The sequence below is a fragment of the Pseudomonas sp. NPDC086251 genome (assembly GCF_044746405.1).
Lineage (GTDB): Bacteria > Pseudomonadota > Gammaproteobacteria > Pseudomonadales > Pseudomonadaceae > Aquipseudomonas.
The window spans coordinates 162,968-180,417 of sequence record NZ_JBIVBY010000004.1 but is presented as its reverse complement, the minus strand read 5'-3'; the positions used below and the strand labels follow the sequence as shown (position 1 = coordinate 180,417).

The window sequence follows — 17,450 nt, the reverse complement described above, 5'->3', positions numbered from 1 at the left end:
GGAACTTGCGCGCGTCGTACACGTCTCAAGCTCAGTAACCAAAAGAATTCACTCGGAGACACACTCATGACTCAACGGACCCTCGCCACTTTCATGCTCGCACTGGGCCTTGCTACCCTCGCCGGTTGCGCATCGCCAACAGTGATCACCTTGAATGACGGTCGAGAAATCCAGGCTGTCGACGCACCAAAATACGATGACGAATCGGGTTTCTACGAGTTCGAACAGCTGGATGGCAAACAAACCCGCATCAACAAGGATCAGGTTCGTACCGTCAAAGAGTTGTAATCTTTACGGCGACAACCCGATACAGAAAAGCCCGCTTTATGCGGGCTTTTTCGTGGCTGAAGAACAGCCGGTTCGCTGAACCTTCGGATTACCACTGAAGCGTTATGGTGCTTTCGAATGCTCTTTCCTCGCCGGTGACCGGATCCACGAAGCGCAACCCCTGAGCGAGCAGCTTCAAAGGATTGGCATAGTCATCCTCAACATCCTTGAGCACCTGCGGGTAAAACGGGTCGTTGCAAATACTCGCGCCCAAGGCGGTCATGTGTACCCGCAACTGATGTTTCTTGCCGGTTACCGGGTAAAGCCCATAACGCCAGAGATCACCGTTCTTCTCTTTGACCTCGACGGCCGTCTCGGTGTTACTGGCGCCCGGCCCTTCCTGCATGCGGAAGAACGGCTCGCCATCGATTAGCCGGCTCTTGTGGACCAATGGAAAAGACAGTTGAGGCAACGCCCGGGCAATCGCCTCGTAGCGTTTTTCGATCTGCCGTGTCGGAAACAGCGACTGATACGCCGAGCGGCTCTGAGGGTTGGCGGAAAACAGCACCAGCCCCGCCGTATGCCGGTCAATGCGGTGCAACGGCACCAGATGCGGGTTATCCAGTCGACGGATCAGTCGCCTCAGCAGGGTCTGCTCAACGTATTCGCCGGCCGGCGTCACGGGCAGAAAATGCGGCTTGTCGGCCACGACCAGGTGCTCGTCCGCGTACAGAATCGTCTCGACCACCGGGATCGGCTTTTCGTCCGGCACTTCGCGAAAATAGTGAATCCGCAAGCCTTCCTTGTAAGGCAGGTCGAGGGCAATCGGCTGGCCGTGACCATCGAGAACTCGACCGCGTGCAATCCTGTCCAGCCATTGTTCGCGACCGATGGCGCTGAAGTGTTCAGACAGGCAATCGAGCACGGTCTGCCACGAACCCGGCGGCAAATACAGCGTGCTGGCCTGGTTGTGTGCGGCAGAAAAAGATGAAGTGGACATACGAAAGCTCTAACCCTCAATACAGGGCGGCATTATCCAACAGTGGCCGGAATGAACCTAGCAGAGAATCCTCACGCCGGTATCTGCGCGCGAGCGGCCGCTTCGGTGAACTCCTTGAGCCAGCGCAGCACATCGACCGCTTCCCAGCGACTCGGGTCATAAAGCGCATACAACAAGCCCTGATAACCCACGACATCCAGTTGACGGTGATAGCCCGCTCGTTGGAACAAGGCTTCGATTTCGGCGAAACAGGTATTGAAATGCAGCTTGTTGAACGGGGTTTTTCCCTCTGTCACCAAGCCATCCAGACGCAATTCATGGACCGCCTCGCGCACCACGTCCGCAGACATCCGGTTCACGCTGTTTTTCAATTGTTCGACATTGACCACGATTCATCCCTCTTACGCCCGGACTGCCTGCCGAATCCGAAAACCAGGAGCAGCAAGGCAAACATTGCGAATAACTGTATACGCATACAGTATCCGAACACTGCCTGATAAGCCAAGGGATCAATCGCAAAAGTTCGACAGGCGGGAACAATGTAGTCGCAAAATCACTTAACGCAGGAAGGCGACCACTTGGTCGGCGGAGAACGGCCAGTCCAGCTCAGCGCCGGTATCGACCCGTCGCAACACCGGAATACGCAGGCTATAAGCCCCGAACCACGTTTCGTCGTCCGCGATATCCACCAGTTCCACCAGCAGACCGTGCTCGACAAATTCCAGAAGCATGGCTTCGGCCACTTCACAGAGATGGCACCCCAAGGTGCCGAACAGCTGACATTCAGGAAGCATGAGCGCTCAACCGATAAATTAAGTGGTTATTCTAGGTCGACCCCGAAAAGCCGTCGAGCCATTGAATCCTATGCCCTGCGACCCATGAACGGCAATGGATCGTGGCACACCCTGATGCACATCAGTCGCCTTAACTGCCTTTTGCGCGATGCTCACGGCTTGATTGCTTCTACGCTTGAGTAGCCAGCGTTCATCACCGGAGTTTTTTGTGTTCGCCAATCTGCTGATCATCCTCACCTCCTCCCTGGTGGTCATCGCCCTGTTCCAGCGCCTGCGCTTGCCGCCCGTGCTGGGCTACCTGTGCGTGGGCCTGATGGTAGGGCCGACGGCGTTCAACTGGATAAATGAAAGCGAAGCGCTGCCGTACCTCGCCGAACTGGGGGTGGTGTTCTTACTGTTCTCCCTCGGGCTGGAGTTTTCGCTGTCGAAAATGCTCGCCCTGCGTCGGGTGGTGTTTGGACTGGGCAGCCTGCAAGTGTTGAGTACAGGGCTTTTGCTGGGCGCTCTTTTGATGCTGTTCGGTATGGCGACCACGCCGGCGCTGTTACTCGGTGCCGGCCTGTCGCTGTCGTCCACCGCCATCGTCAGCAAGGAGCTGGGCAGTCTCGGCGAGATTTTCAGCACACACGGACAGAACGCCATCGCCGTGCTGTTGTTCCAGGATGTGGTGGCGGTGTTGCTGCTGACCCTGGTGCCGGTGTTCGCCGGCAATAGCGACCAGCCCTGGTATTGGGCGTTGCCAGTGACGCTGGGCAAGACCGCGGTGCTGTTCGCCGGTCTGTTGCTGGCCAGTCGTTGGTTGTTGCCCCGTCTGTTTCATGAAGTGGCAGCCGCCCGTTCCGCCGAACTGTTCGTGCTGCTGGCACTGGTCATCGTGCTGCTGACGGCCTGGCTGACTCACCTGCTCGGCCTCTCCCCGGCGCTGGGCGCCTTTCTCGCCGGGATGTTGTTGGGGGAAAGCCACTACCGGCATCAAATCGAAGCCGACATCCGTCCGTTTCGCGACATCCTGCTCGGGGTGTTCTTCGTCAGTATCGGCATGCTGATCGACGTGCAATTGTTCGCCAGCCACGGCCTGCTGATTCTCGGCCTGACCCTGGGGCTGCTGTTATTAAAGGGCAGCGTGGTTGCGTTGCTGGTCAAATGGCGCGGCAGCGACAGTGAAACGGCCTGGCGTAGCGGCCTGGCATTGGCCCAGGGCGGCGAGTTCTGTTTTGCCCTGATGGCACAGATGCAGCAAAACCAACTGATGCCCGCCGACTTCGGCGGTCTGCTGCTGGTCGCGACATTCTGCTCGATGCTCGTGACGCCACTGCTGCTACGCGCGGCTCCCCACATCGCGACACGCCTGCATCGCAAGCCTAACGAAGAGGCACAGCTCGATCAAATCAGCGCGCTCAATGCCGGGTTGCACAGCCATGTGGTGATTTGTGGTTACGGTCGCGTCGGCCAGTCCATCGGCCGCTTCCTGCGTCATGTGCAGCAACCCTACATCGCACTGGACAGCGATCCAGTGCGGGTTCAGGAAGCGGCCGTCAGTGAAAGCTGCGTGCATTACGGCGACTCACGCCGCGGCGAACTGCTTGCCGCTGTCGGGCTGGAGCGCGCCAGGCTGCTGGTGATCGCCGTGGACCAAACCGACATCGCCCTGCTGATACTCAAGGAAGCTCGACGCTTTAACCCGAGCGTGCCGATCCTGGTGCGCACCCGGGACGACAGTCAGCTCGCCGAGTTGAAGGCGGCCGGAGCCAGCGAAGTCGTGCCCGAGTTGCTGGAATCCAGCCTGATGCTCGCCTCCCATGCGCTGATCATGCTGGGCCTGCCCGGTCAGCAGGTGCAGGACCGGGTCGATCAGGTACGGCGTGACCGCTATCGTCTGCTGCACGGTTTTTATCCCGGGGCTGACGATGAAGAAACCTGACTCAGTCCTGGCTGACGGCGCCGATCTTGTGCACCGACAGGTCCGCGCCGTAATACTCTTCTTCCTGGCTCAGGCGCAGGCCATGGAACGCCTTGATCACGCCATACACCGCAAAACCGCCGATCAGCGCCACGGTCACCCCCAGCGCGGTGCCGATCAACTGGCTGACCAGGCTCACGCCACCCAGACCACCCAATGCACTCTGGCCGAAGATGCCGCAGGCGATCCCGCCCCAGACGCCGCACAAACCATGCAACGGCCACACACCCAGCACATCGTCGATATGCCATTTGCCTTGGGCCGCGGTAAAGCACCAGACGAACAATGCTCCGGCGAGGGCGCCGGTCACCAACGCGCCTACAGGGTGCATCAGATCGGAACCGGCACAGATCGCCACCAGGCCGGCCAGCGGGCCGTTATGCAGAAAGCCCGGGTCATTGCGCCCGACAATCAGCGCCGCCACAGTACCGCCAACCATGGCCATCAGCGAGTTCACCGCCACCAGCCCACTGACGCCTTGCAGGGTTTGCGCACTCATGACGTTAAACCCGAACCAGCCCACGATCAGAATCCACGAGCCCAACGCCAGGAAGGGAATGCTCGAGGGCGCAAACGCCACCAGTCGCCCGTCGCGGTAACGGCCATTGCGCGGGCCCAGCAGCAACACCGCCGCCAGCGCCAGCCAGCCGCCCATGGCATGGACCACGACAGAGCCCGCAAAATCATGGAAGCTGGCGCCAAAGCGCTCCAGCAACCAGGCTTGCAGGCCATAGTTGCCGTTCCAGATCATGCCCTCGAAGAACGGATAGATGAACGCCACGATCAATGCGGTCGCGCACAACTGCGGAACGAATCGGGCACGCTCGGCGATGCCTCCGGAAATGATCGCCGGGATCGCCGCAGCAAAGGTCAGCAGAAAGAAAAACTTCACCAGCCCATAGCCATGATCGGCGTTGATCACTGCCGCCGGTTGCATGAAGGTGACGCCGTAGGAAATCCAATAGCCTATAAAGAAGTAGGCCAGGGTCGAAATGGCGAAGTCGCTGAGGATCTTCGACAGCGCGTTGACCTGGTTTTTTTGGCGAACCGTGCCGACTTCGAGAAAGGCGAAACCGGCGTGCATGGCCAGCACCATGACCGCGCCGATCAGAATGAACAACGTATTGGAGCTATGGACCAGACTGTCCACAGCGCTTTGCAGATTTTCCATGGGGTTGGCAGACCTGAAGGCTAAAAAAGCACCAAAGCAGTTCGCGCAGAGCATTCATGCACCAAGTTGCAACTTCTCGGGATCGCAGATCCGATTCCCATGAACCGCTTTGGCGCACAAACGTTGTCGAGGTCGATCACGACCGGGACATTCGCGCGGGTTTTGATTGTTTGAATCAGGGTTTTCCTGAAATCATGCCCAGCAACAGCGCAACGGCGCAGGCAGACGCACCACGACGTAGCAAAAGTTGTACCAGTCATTTGTACTGAACCTTCGCGCAAGGCTCATACTCGAACGCAACAGAAGCCACTTACGGAGATCACCAATGGCCAGCATCAAGGCAAAGACTGCTCAAGAAATCCTGATGAACGATTTTCAGACACTCGTCAGCGACACCGAACGGTTGCTGGAACACACCGCCACATTGGCGGGTGATCAGGCTGACGAATTGCGCGAGCAGATCCACGACAGTCTGCTGCGTGCACGGGAAACCTTGAAACTGACCGAAGACTCCCTGCGCTTGCGCGGCAAGGCAGCCGTCACCGCCACCGAAGACTACGTCCAGGCCAACCCATGGCAATCGGTCGGTATCGCGGCCGGCGTGGGTTTCCTGATTGGTCTGCTGGCCACTCGGCGCTGATCATGGCGATCGGTGAATCCGGACCGTCCGCGACGGGCCCAAGCTCCTCACCGCGGCGCCTGGGTGCCGCTTTTCTCGGACTGCTGCATAGCCATGTCGAACTGTTCGGCATCGAACTGCAGGAACAAAAAGCCCGCACCGTCAGCCTGTTGCTGTTTGCAGGCCTGGCGCTGGTGTTTGCCTTGCTGTTGCTGGTGGGGCTGTCGACGCTGGTGTTGATCCTGTTTTGGGACACCTATCGCTTGCCGGCCATCATCGCGCTTTGCGTGTTCTACACCCTGGCCTGCGTTTTCTGTGCGATGCGCTTGAGAGCGGCGATTTTCGATGAGTCCTCACCCTTCCACGGTACGTTGGAAGAATTGGCCAACGATCGGGAGCGCCTGCTGCCATGAGCCTGCCAGAACTGCCTCACAACAGCTCGCGTACGGAAATGCGCAAGGCGCTGATCCGCCTGCGCATGGAAATGCATCGTCAAGAAATCCGCCACGAATCCGCGCAACTGCTGGTGCCTTTGCAGCGCGTGCGCGGGATGACGCAAAACCTGCAGGATGGGTTCGGCATCAAGCACGCTCCACTGTGGGGCGTAGCGGCGGTCACCTTGCTGGGCTTTTTGACCGGCAAGGGCGCCAAGAGCGGCGGCGTCAGCAGCCTGACTCGGCTGGTTCGCCTGGGCACCACGCTGGGGCCGCTGATCAAGCTGGTCATGCAAGGCTCTTCGCGCAATCACTAAGCCACCCTCTGGCTACATTCTTGCAACACCACCGGGATTGAACCTCTTTATCGAGGGGTTCAATCCTGCATGCCTATCCGGCCCCCAGGTTCAATCCAAGAACAAGACCTTACTAAGGAGGCCTCGTGATCGACGGGCAACCGCTCGCCTGCTTTCAGCCGTTCATCGATACCGCCACCGGCCGTATCGCCGGCGTCGAGGCACTGGGTCGACTGCGCCAGGCCGACGGTCAACTGACCTCGGTGGGACCGCTGTTCGCCGACCCGCGCACGCCCGCCATCGCCCTGCGGCGCCTGGACCGGCAGATCCGCGATAACGCCCTGAGCCGCTTGCATGAAGCGCCAACGGACTGGTTTCTCAGTTTGAACATGTCCCCGCGCTGGATCAGCCGTCTGCGCCCGGAGCAGGCGTTGCCGAGCCTCAAGCAACTGAACTGGCACGGGGTCGACCCGCAGCGCATCGTCTTCGAGATTACCGAGCAAGTGGGCGACATCCAGCGTCTGGCAGACGTGGTGGCGCGTTACCGACACGCTGGCGCGCGGATTGCCATCGATGATTTCGGGGCCGGCTATTCTCAGCTCGACCGCGTGCTGGCGTTGCAACCGGACATTCTCAAGCTCGACATGCGCTTGTTCCAGGCCGCTGCGTTGGGTGGACCGAGCAGCGATGTGGTCAAGGCCCTGGCGCAAATGGCGGAGAAAACCGGGTGCTGGATCATTGCCGAAGGGGTGGAAACCGACGCGCAACTGAATTTTGCCCTGGAGTGTGGCTCGCGCTACGTACAAGGTTTTCTGTTCGCCCGGGCGCAACAAGAATTCTTTGCCACCGACGCTTTTGTCGAGCGCTTCGCACAACTGCGTCAGCGCTATGTTCAACAGAAACTGGCAGAACGCGGCCGCCTGATGATCATGCGCCAGCAACTCAGCGAACTGATGGCCATTCTGCAAGGCTGGGCACAGGCCCGCGCCCCTCTCAGCGCCCTACCGCACCTGGACGCGTTTCCCTGGCTGTTGCGCTTCTATCAATGCGACCGCCACGGCACACAACTGACGCCCAACCTCGAATGGCGTAATCACCGCTGGGAGTCCGACCACCGCTACGTGGGCCATAACTGGTCCTGGCGCCCGTACTTTTACCACCTGCTGGCCGAGGGCTGGGAGCAGCGCCGGCTGACGCTTTCCAACACCTACCGCGACGCCACCAGCAACCAGTATTGCCTCACCGCCGGGCAATTTTTCGACAACGGCGAACGACTGCTGCTCATCGATATCGACGCGGCCGGCCTGTAGGAGCGAGCTTGCTCGCGATGACCCCACAGGCACCGCGTTTATCCTGTTGAAACGCGTCATCGTTAACGTCCATCGCGAGCAGGCTCGCTCCCACAATTGAACTGAGTACAATTTCGAGAGATTGGTGGGCTCGAAGGCCGCCTTCGCGGGCAAGCCTCGCTCCTACAAAATCAGAAGCAGAGCGCCGTACGCTTTTGATTCCCACCACTCAAGGCCGAGCGTTAGCTCGCCTGTCGCTTTTGATCTTGACTCACCGCCACCTCGTAAGGCCGAGTGGAGGTTCTGCGCAGTGGGCAACCCGGCATGGATGCCGGGTTAGCCGCCCCCGGCCAGGGATGGCCGATGGCGGCGGGCCCACGGAGCAGGACCGGAGCGAGGGCATGCCGAGCCACAGCGAGGCACCGAACGAAAGGGGCAAGAGCCCTTGGTTACTTGGGGCTTTTCCAAGTAACACGCCGTAAGGGCGTAACCCATAGCCGCCGTTACCGCAGAAATGGATATGTACACCTGAAAGAAAATGGTCGGCTACCAGGCCGCCTTCGCGAGCAAGCCCGCTCCCACATTTAGCCTGTGCATACCGGCGAGGACGCCATCACCGGCAAGCCCTACACCTACAGCTGCATGCGCGTTTTTCCCTTGCAGGTCCAGACGCGAACCCGGAAGCTAGGGATTCAGTCACCAGACGGAGAGAACCAGCCTTGGATTGGCACACCCTGCTTACCCGCGAACGCCTCGGAAAGCCCCTGCACAGCCCGCAAGAACTCGGCCGCAGTCCTTTCCATAAAGACCACGACCGCATCATTTTCTCCGGCGCGTTTCGCCGACTCGGGCGCAAGACGCAGGTCCATCCGGTCTCCAGCAACGACCACATCCACACGCGCCTGACCCACTCCCTGGAAGTCAGTTGCGTCGGTCGTTCACTGGGCATGCGCGTCGGTGAAACCATCCGCAGCGCCCTGCCCGACTGGTGCGAACCGAGCGATCTGGGGATGGTCGTGCAATCGGCCTGCCTGGCCCATGACATCGGCAATCCACCCTTCGGTCACTCCGGCGAAGACGCGATTCGCCACTGGTTCCAGCAAGCTGCCGGCCGAGGCTGGCTGGATGCAATGAGCGAAGTCGAACGCGACGACTTCCTCAATTTCGAAGGCAATGCACAAGGCTTCCGGGTACTCACCCAGCTGGAATATCACCAGTTCGACGGCGGCACCCGGCTGACCTATGCCACCCTGGGCACCTATCTGAAGTACCCATGGACGGCCAAACACGCCGACTCCCTGGGCTACAAGAAACACAAGTTCGGCTGCTATCAGAGTGAGTTGCCGTTGCTGGAGCAGATCGCCCATAAACTCGGCCTGCCACAACTTGAGGAACAACGCTGGGCACGCCATCCGCTGGTGTACCTGATGGAGGCTGCCGATGACATCTGCTACGCGCTGATTGATCTGGAAGACGGTCTCGAGATGGAATTGCTGGAGTACGCCGAAGTCGAGTCCCTGTTGCTGGACCTGGTGGGCGATGACCTACCGGAAACCTATCGCCAGCTCGGGCCTAACGATTCGCGGCGGCGCAAACTCGCGATACTGCGCGGCAAAGCCATCGAGCACCTGACCAACGCTGCGGCCCGCGCCTTTGTCGAACAACAGGACGCGTTACTCGCCGGTACGCTGCCCGGTGATCTGGTGGAACACATGCACGGTCCGGCCAAGCGTTGCGTACTGAATGCCAAGGACATGGCGCGCAAGAAAATATTCCAGGACAAGCGCAAGACCCTGCACGAAATCGGTGCCTACACCACGCTGGAAATCCTGCTCAACGCCTTCTGCGGCGCGGCGCTGGAACAACATAACGGTCGAACGCCCTCCTTCAAGAGTCGCCGTATCCTTGACCTGCTAGGCAACAATGCCCCCGATCCAAACGGCCCATTGCACACCTCGTTTCTGCGCATGATCGACTTCATTGCAGGCATGACCGACAGCTATGCGAGCGACATGGCGCTGGAGATGACCGGGCGATCGAGCCGCTGATGACAACCGACTCTTCAGCCATTACGCCGTGCGAAATGGCTGATCCGTCACTAAAACCCCAACTGCATTCAACACGCGCTGAATCGCCCTACATCTCATGGCGAGCGAACTGATCGATTGCCCGGTATTCTCGCGAAATAATTCCGCTCCCCTCTGTTCGACAGATGAGCGTGAATAATCCAATGTTCAACGACGATCTACGCATCCTGCTGGTGGAAGATCATCCCTTTCAACTCAGGGCGACTCAATACCTGCTTGAAAGTTACGGCTTCACCCAACTGACCACCACGGACAGTGCCGAAGGCGCCTTGCGTCAAATGCTCGGGGCTGTGCAACCCTTCGATATCCTTTTGTGCGACCAATGCCTTCCCGACCTTCCCGGCATTGAACTGGTTAAATTTGCCAGTCATCGCGGAATGATCAGACAGGCCATACTGCTGAGCAGCCTGACACCCATTGAACTGGACGGACTTGAAAGAACAGCCCATGAACATGGACTGCCCTTGTTGGGTTACTTGATCAAACCACTGAAACAATCGGAATTCAGAAACTTATTGACCTTGGCATCGCTATAAAAACCACAACACCAAAACACACTAAAAAACTTTCAAAAAACCACTTCAAACTTACATCAAAGCACTTTAAATACGCTCATTTAGCACCCAACACTTTCACCTTTCCACATAGAAAACCTAATTGAAGCGTAGTCCGATTCTTCTTAGTTTGTAGGATTATTCCTATATTGCTGCTACAGGTCTCTCAGTTCATGCGTCGCCTTAACTATCTGAGCTAAGGTGCGCGCTTTATTTGAGCTCGCATGGGATCTGATTATGAACTCGAATATTTTTGTGGACATGGTAATAAAGTCAAAATATTTATCCTCATAGATTTCAATTGGTTAACCAATCGAACGGCCAATTTTTGATACCGTAAGTTTGACACCATCTTCAGCCCGCCTATATTCAGGCAGAGCATCCTGAGGCTTCAGCCATGATCTCTTTCGAAATAGCCGCTGACGAAATTCTGTTTCAGCTCCCGTGGCCAAATAAGAAGCGCCGCAGAGAAATGGAGCTACCAAGGCCGCCCCTAGCATCAGAAAGTAGTCTAAAGTCTATATGCAATGAAACAATTTTAATTTGTCAGAGATTTGCTCGAATTACAAAAACACATCGTATAAATGCACTCAAGAGTATATTAGGTTTCGCGACTGCTGAAAGAAAGGGCTTGCCAGCACTTGGCAGCTCAGAATGGAGAGCATTTGTTAGCGAGCACTACATATATCATCTTTCACACCCTGAAAAGCTGGACAATAAAGGCGACAAAAAACTCGAAACCATGCGTATGGAATGGCGACAAGTACTCCATCTATATAAAAACCTCAAGCAAAGGCACATTATCCCCCTCGATATTGTCATTCCAACAATGAAGCAGCCCATAATCCCGGATGATGAAACAAGCGCAGATGTGCTGGACTCGGTTGAAGAGACACTATGGTCTTTGACGAATGTTGATGATTTATGGCCTAAGACATACCTAGTAGACAAAAGCATCAATATCAGTACAGACAAATTCCTTGATAAGCTTCAAAGCGATCTCGAGACACGCACCCAAACAATTGTATTAGCTTGCGAGAGTTATTGGGATAACGTCGTAATCTGCCAACGCATAGGCGAAAGCTTAATAAAATCTATACCTGTAGAAAAAATTGAAGCAGTTTTAGCATCAGGAAATTTCTACGTTAACCACCGATATATAGCTGACGCTTATAATCCAGACGGCGCCGCTTGGTTTTTGGCGATGATAGAGCATTTTTTTCTTCGGACAGGTGAGTTAGATGCTATTTCCTACAAGGCGATGCAAAAGATTCCCTTTTTTCGCCCGTTCTGCAGAAACAGTTATATGCGAGCTAGAATGGATAAGGAGCTTAGAAAGGTCGCTGGAGATTATGGTGCTCCAACTAGAAACATCAATGAGACCTTAAATCGACTATTGGGCTACCTTTCAGCGCGAGACTGCGGTGCAGCAGCCGCAATTTTAGCAGCTGAAAATCCAAAATTTAATCCCCACTCACTACGTACTGCAGATTATTTATCAGCGGACGACAAACCCATACATTATTACAATAGTGACCTGGATCGGCTCATGTGGAGTGTTAGTAAACCTAGGGCGATATCTCGAAAAGTCTCCGCGTTACCTCCCCGCAGCCATAAAATCTATGTAGAGCTTGTGAAAGCAACAATGAAAGCTCGAATACGACTAATGCTGGCTGGCGATATCAATTACAGAAAGATGTTTTTAACATCATCATATGAATGGGTTGGTTTAAGCAGCAGCCTTGATCAAATTCTCACCACTAAGTTAGGCGTTAGTCTATATCAAGCTTTGGAAAAAGAGCTTACTACCGGTGACGTATCAAGACAAATATTTACATTAAAGCGAATTCGTGGAACTCAGGCGCTGATTAGCTTTTTAAAAGAGGGTACCTATCAGGCGGCTGCAAACACTTTAGGTAATTCTATTGCAGTCATCATAGTCAGGTACATTCCAAAGTGGTTGAAGCAGCGATGGAATGTGCGCATCCTCCGTACCTTCCAGACGAAACTGATTATTTTGGCGACTAAAGGCAAGCCTTGGCATCTGGCAGCGAGCGATTTTTTAACAGAAAATGACTTATTTAACTTTATCATTAGAGAAGCGACAGTTAGTGTCGCTTCTGATCCCGTCTCAATTGATCTTAAACTCTATGCAGCTGAGCTTACGGAGGATGCTGTTCATCACCTTATCGAACGACTAGTGAATCACAAAGTAATTCTGAAACTAGATGCTGCCTCTTTAGCTGCCATATTTTTATTTTCAGAAATTCGTATAAACCCACGCATAAAAAATTACGAAGATGTCACCTCGGGAATCACCGAAGAATCGATCACCACATTAGCCCGCCTATTACATTGCGCATACGATATAAGCAAAGACCCGAGCGCCAAAGGCACCATTATTGGGAATATTGCGGGTTTATCTATACCACATTTTCAGGCCGTGTACATTGAAGCTTTAGACTTAAAATCTGAGCTAGCCAAAAAAGTCGTTAAAGTAGATGCCTTGACAAATGAGCTACAGTCATGCCAAAAATAAATATTAAACCAATGAGTTCCAGAGCAACGTTATCCTTGCTTATAGAACAAGCCCGCCAGAACTTAGAAGGCACTATCAACTATTCCGCCTCTTGGCTAAAGGCGGGAGGTATCGGCTCGAGGGAATGGAAAGTAGTCGGCAAGAACAATGTAATAGCAACTATTAATTTTTCTGAATCTCTTCCTGACGGAAGCCTATTAACCGATCCGCATAACAGACTACTGCTAGAAACGATTCAGAAGCAAGTTTTCTGCGTTCGAGCAGGATATCTGTCACCGCGAGTTGATCATACTACATGGATGAAGTACGTACGCTTTTACATCAATATAGCAAGCTGGCAATGCCTATATAAAGAACGATACCAGCCACAGACATGCGGTTTCAAATTAATAAATGAGAACGCCTTTGAAGTGCTCATTGAACAATACTGCGAAGGCGGCTGGGCAGGGATTCTGCAAATAATTCCGAGGCTTTGTGAGTTATTTTGTGAACTGATTGACGAAGAATATCGTGATGAGAAACTCACACAACCCCAAGTAGCAAAAATAATTAACCACTTAAAGACAAATAATCTATACGTTAGAAAAGGCAATATTAAAAATTGTGAAATTGGCTTGGTATCTAGAGACTACTTGGCAAAGATATTAGGCATTCACGTCACTGCTTTCAACCACATATATATCCGTACATTTCTACGACAGTTTGAAGTTTCCCTACAGCAGTCGATCTTGATTGAGGGAGTTAGAATAAGAGCACAGCACACATCTCATAAGACCGCCGTCTTTGACAAGGACAAGACCGGGGAGATCACCAGGAAATCACTTATCCAGTTCCTGATTCTTCTGAAGTCACTTGCTGAAGGAAACTCAAACTTACCCGACGTCATGCCAAACTTTAAGTTCAACCATAAAGAGCACATGAAGAAATATAACATTAGAATGGATGGCCACACAAAGAAAATACCATATTCCATTGGCATGTACGCTCTAGACAAAGCAGTACAATGGATTATGGTATATGGAAAAGCCATCGTAGGTGCGACGCTTGAAATCATCAACGCGTTTCATAACATCCCTCCTGGCGAATTAAAAGGGCGGAGCAATCGGCATCTACAAAGGCAAAAAATCTTTGAACAAATTATTTCTTCATATAACACACAACCCTTCGAAGGCCTACCTGCCCAATCATTGACCGACACATTAAAAATTTCTAAACTTACCAGCCAATCACACATGGAAAGCACGAGCAAAAAAATGACATTTGCAGTTGCGCTTGAGTGCTTTGTAGCTGCATGTGCGTTAGTAATCGGATTCACGAAACCCATTAGAATTAATGAGCTCGGTGCTATATTACGCGACTCGCTTAGTTATCAAACTAACGACGAGGGTGCTTTTATCAGGCAGCCTATACTTAAGAAGCGCGTTCCCATCGCACCCAACATCCGCCGCCCCATCCCTTATATAGCATCTGTTGCGGTTCAGCTACTAGCCGTGTTAGGCAACGGTCTGAAAGAAATATATCAAGATACGTCACCACACTCTGAACATCTTTTTTATTTCCCTTCTTCTAGAGGTTTTAATCAGCCAAGTGGGAAAAGAGTGGATTCACGAATCAATAATGCAATCATGTCTTTCTGCGACATTATCGAAATTCCCGTGGATATTTATAAACGCCGTTGGTACATCAAAATCCACGAGATGAGGAAATTCTTCATTGTTACAATGTATAATCACGCAAAAGTATACGCAGACGATGCTATAAGGCATCAAGCCGGACATGATGACCCACGTTACCTGCATGATTATCTTAGTGGCGACGTACCAGAAGAAGAAATCATTAAATACAACATTGAAAACATCGAAGACAAACTAATCGAACTTGAACTTGGAAACCTTAATGAAAACGAAAACCAAGGGCTTGTAGCCTTATACAAACAAATATTGTCTACTATGAATATCACATCTCTAAAATCAAGAAACAAATTTGAATTTGATCAATTCCTCCAAGCGCTGCTGGCGAACGACGGATTGCTCATTTCCACTTACACCATAAGGCTGACCACCTATGAGTCAGAAGTTTTCGATACAGAAATAGCTTTGAAATACGGGGAAGCTCAAGATGAAAAATTCCACCGTTGAAAACATACAAAGAAGACATGATTGGCTGCAGTCAGTTTTGGATGGAAAGTTTAGCCTTACAAAATCTCACCAAGAAAAACTGGCCAACATGAAGACTTTTTGCACATTAGAGATCTTGAATGAATTCGATAAAATAAGTTACAACACACTCAAGAACTTTTGTTTAGAACACACTCTTCCCGGCTTCACTCATACTTCAGAGAATCTCTGGGAACACATGCGTTCGTTACGAGCAAAAATCTATTCCACTTACAGCCTAGTCACACAAGATCTTATTGAGGACAAACCAACGCCTGAAATGATGATTAATGAAGCTTACAACCAAGCTCAGCTAGCTACTTATGCCTATCTTGATTTATTTAGGTTTTTCAAAAACCTAGTGGAAACAGATACCAGCCTTAATAATGCGACCAAGCTTCAAATAACTAACTTCTTATTAGAGTCAAATCTCAGATTTGAAAGCATTAGTACGAACCCAGCTTTGCCTCCGAAGGCGTGGAGTGTTATACAGGGAGGTAAGGTGGATGCCTAAGTTTCAGCTTTACAAAACAGGCATGGTATTAGAGATGCCTTGGAGTGTGGTTTATTCTCGAAAAAAAGAAGCCGCAATCGTCAGAAAAAAAACTCTTTCGAAACAAGTCTATATGTTCTGGCCAAACGGCTCACCTTGCACTCTGATTAATATCTGGTTACAGCATGTGACTGTTCAGGCCACCGGCGATTCAGCCGAAACGTTTGCAATTCACATGACTCACTACATACGTTACTGCTTTAACCATGGTGCTCATTTATTCGCAGTTGACGATACGTTTCTCTTGGGCCTCTCAAATCATTTATTAGAAGGTAAAAAATTAAAAAAATCTGCCCTTGCTGATGCTCGCAGTCCAAACCATGTCGCATATACCATTAGAAGAGTAATAGATTTTTTGATTTGGTATCAAGTGAATTATCGGCTCGTCTCGCAACCTAAGCTAGTCGGTGAGTTAGGCACTGGTGCACAAGTCACAATTGAATGGAAAACTAACAGGCAAGGCCAGCTGATTCTGTACCACCCAGCGATTCCAACAACACGCCCCCCAGTGGGTGATAAAAAGCCCATGCCCGATAACTTCATAGGCAAGATTAGCGATACAATTTATAGGCTGAAAACCAAACCCAGATATTTGTTCGATGTTACTGCTTCTCAACGGCGTGACGACTATATTGCGAAAAACGAATATTTATACAACCGTCGGCTAGCGACTCTTAAAATCGCGAGAATGACTGGCCTTCGTCCTGACGAGCTAAACAGCATCCCCCTAAATTTGAATCTGAATCCGCTAGAAAAGAGAACCCTGTACATTCCAACATTGAAAACACGACAAATACCTAGACCTATACGTGAATTCCCCCTTTCGCTTGAGGAGGCGATCGAAATATCCATATACCTTAAAGCACGTACAACTTTCATAGCATATTTAAATATTGCCCCCACAAAAGCCACATCTTTCATGCTTGCGCAAGATGGAAAATCCATCGAGACACGATCCTTGGCGCGAGACTTCAGAAGGCTTTGCGAGTTATCTGGCCTCACAGATGTGCAAGTCTGCTTATCCATGTTTAGACATCGCTTTATTACGACCCAGATAGCATATGAGATCGCAAAGGAATTGAAGCGAGATATAGCTCAGAAAGATTTGTGGATGGAGGCAGTCCAAAGAAGAATCTTAGCCAAAGTAGCCAAACTTACAGGCCATCGTGATCCGATGTCACTGAAAAATTATTTCGATGAGGGATTTGCGATAGCGATAGCTAGTTTATCCGCGCCCTCCCCACAACAAACAAAAACCCTTATACAACAACTTGAAATCAGGATACATGAATTATCCAGGCACTCCACTATATATAGCGACCCAAATCTCGCCAAGGGAATTTCTGAGCTAGAACAAATCTTGTCAAAACTAAATTCGATTTAATAACTACTGAGTTATTCCAAGCATCTCTCGTTAATTGGGCTAGGCCACCCATAGCCCGCAGGATCGACTGCAACACCTTTGCTTGGCTGACTAAGTCGGGCCTTAGGCTCGAATCAATAGCAGCGATCACCTTCAGCGACCATCGATGAGTGACCGCTCGATGAAGCTCAAGTCAGCGCCGGCTCACCAATCGACCATAAGATCGAGAACTGCTTCTGTTCCCAGACTCCTACTTTTCGAAGGGCTGTTTTCCTAGACGGGTCACAAAGCTATGCTAGCTTTAAGAAATCGATTTCCTGGATCGAGCGGTCGGTTCGCAAAAGGCCATGGGCCTCAGGTTGTCATGA

Annotated in this window: 16 protein-coding genes; 12 read left to right on the top strand and 4 right to left on the bottom strand. The window is 52.3% G+C overall.

All coding sequences use genetic code 11. From position 1 onward, the window contains the following. Positions 1–66 precede the first annotated feature (66 nt). Positions 67–288, top strand: a complete 222-nt coding sequence (locus ACIPL2_RS07925) for a YgdI/YgdR family lipoprotein (protein WP_109633577.1) — start codon at positions 67–69, stop codon at positions 286–288. An 88-nt stretch (positions 289–376) separates the two neighbouring features. Here ACIPL2_RS07925 and ACIPL2_RS07920 read toward each other — a convergent pair whose 3' ends face one another. The 3 genes from ACIPL2_RS07920 to ACIPL2_RS07910 form a co-directional block, all read right to left on the bottom strand. Then, the gene (locus ACIPL2_RS07920; RefSeq protein ID WP_401354641.1) at positions 377–1,267 is read right to left on the bottom strand and encodes a pseudouridine synthase; all 891 of its coding nucleotides are present in this window, start codon (positions 1,265–1,267) and stop codon (positions 377–379) included. Between the two features lie 71 nt (positions 1,268–1,338). Continuing rightward, positions 1,339–1,656: a transcriptional regulator gene (locus ACIPL2_RS07915; protein WP_401354638.1), complete on the bottom strand. Its 318-nt coding sequence runs from the start codon at positions 1,654–1,656 to the stop codon at positions 1,339–1,341. A 168-nt stretch (positions 1,657–1,824) separates the two neighbouring features. Then, positions 1,825–2,061, bottom strand: coding sequence for a glutaredoxin family protein (locus ACIPL2_RS07910; RefSeq protein ID WP_401354636.1), 237 nt, complete (start codon positions 2,059–2,061; stop codon positions 1,825–1,827). A gap of 208 nt (positions 2,062–2,269) precedes the next feature. On the opposite strand from ACIPL2_RS07910, the gene ACIPL2_RS07905 reads away from it, so the two are divergent. After that, complete coding sequence (locus ACIPL2_RS07905; RefSeq protein WP_401354633.1) at positions 2,270–3,982, top strand: cation:proton antiporter; 1,713 nt, start codon at positions 2,270–2,272, stop codon at positions 3,980–3,982. A gap of 1 nt (position 3,983) precedes the next feature. Here ACIPL2_RS07905 and ACIPL2_RS07900 read toward each other — a convergent pair whose 3' ends face one another. Beyond that, complete coding sequence (locus ACIPL2_RS07900) at positions 3,984–5,192, bottom strand: ammonium transporter (RefSeq protein WP_401354631.1); 1,209 nt, start codon at positions 5,190–5,192, stop codon at positions 3,984–3,986. A gap of 325 nt (positions 5,193–5,517) precedes the next feature. Here ACIPL2_RS07900 and ACIPL2_RS07895 point away from each other — a divergent pair, with 325 nt between their 5' ends. The 10 genes from ACIPL2_RS07895 to ACIPL2_RS07850 all read left to right on the top strand — a co-directional run bounded on the left by ACIPL2_RS07895 (position 5,518) and on the right by ACIPL2_RS07850 (position 17,103). Further along, positions 5,518–5,832 carry a YqjD family protein gene (locus ACIPL2_RS07895; protein WP_401354629.1) on the top strand — a complete coding sequence of 105 codons (315 nt, stop codon included), beginning with the start codon at positions 5,518–5,520 and terminating at the stop codon, positions 5,830–5,832. A gap of 2 nt (positions 5,833–5,834) precedes the next feature. Beyond that, the gene (locus tag ACIPL2_RS07890; RefSeq protein ID WP_401354627.1) at positions 5,835–6,224 is read left to right on the top strand and encodes a phage holin family protein; all 390 of its coding nucleotides are present in this window, start codon (positions 5,835–5,837) and stop codon (positions 6,222–6,224) included. Further along, on the top strand, positions 6,221–6,562 hold the full coding sequence (locus ACIPL2_RS07885; protein WP_059402374.1) for a hypothetical protein: 342 nt from the start codon (positions 6,221–6,223) through the stop codon (positions 6,560–6,562). The genes ACIPL2_RS07890 and ACIPL2_RS07885 overlap by 4 nt, the downstream gene beginning before the upstream one ends. 125 nt (positions 6,563–6,687) lie before the next feature. Continuing rightward, positions 6,688–7,851 carry an EAL domain-containing protein gene (locus ACIPL2_RS07880; protein WP_401354624.1) on the top strand — a complete coding sequence of 388 codons (1,164 nt, stop codon included), beginning with the start codon at positions 6,688–6,690 and terminating at the stop codon, positions 7,849–7,851. A gap of 698 nt (positions 7,852–8,549) precedes the next feature. Beyond that, positions 8,550–9,878: a deoxyguanosinetriphosphate triphosphohydrolase gene (locus tag ACIPL2_RS07875; protein WP_401354622.1), complete on the top strand. Its 1,329-nt coding sequence runs from the start codon at positions 8,550–8,552 to the stop codon at positions 9,876–9,878. 182 nt (positions 9,879–10,060) lie between these two features. Then, the gene (locus tag ACIPL2_RS07870; protein ID WP_401354621.1) at positions 10,061–10,453 is read left to right on the top strand and encodes a response regulator; all 393 of its coding nucleotides are present in this window, start codon (positions 10,061–10,063) and stop codon (positions 10,451–10,453) included. Between the two features lie 415 nt (positions 10,454–10,868). Continuing rightward, positions 10,869–13,010, top strand: a complete 2,142-nt coding sequence (locus ACIPL2_RS07865) for a hypothetical protein (protein WP_401354619.1) — start codon at positions 10,869–10,871, stop codon at positions 13,008–13,010. After that, entirely contained in the window at positions 12,998–15,148 is a 2,151-nt protein-coding gene (locus ACIPL2_RS07860; protein ID WP_401354617.1) for a hypothetical protein, read from the top strand. Before ACIPL2_RS07865 ends, ACIPL2_RS07860 begins: the two co-directional genes overlap by 13 nt. Next, positions 15,129–15,680, top strand: coding sequence for a hypothetical protein (locus ACIPL2_RS07855; RefSeq protein ID WP_401354616.1), 552 nt, complete (start codon positions 15,129–15,131; stop codon positions 15,678–15,680). The genes ACIPL2_RS07860 and ACIPL2_RS07855 overlap by 20 nt, the downstream gene beginning before the upstream one ends. Further along, positions 15,673–17,103, top strand: a complete 1,431-nt coding sequence (locus ACIPL2_RS07850) for a hypothetical protein (protein ID WP_401354614.1) — start codon at positions 15,673–15,675, stop codon at positions 17,101–17,103. Before ACIPL2_RS07855 ends, ACIPL2_RS07850 begins: the two co-directional genes overlap by 8 nt. Positions 17,104–17,450 lie beyond the last annotated feature (347 nt).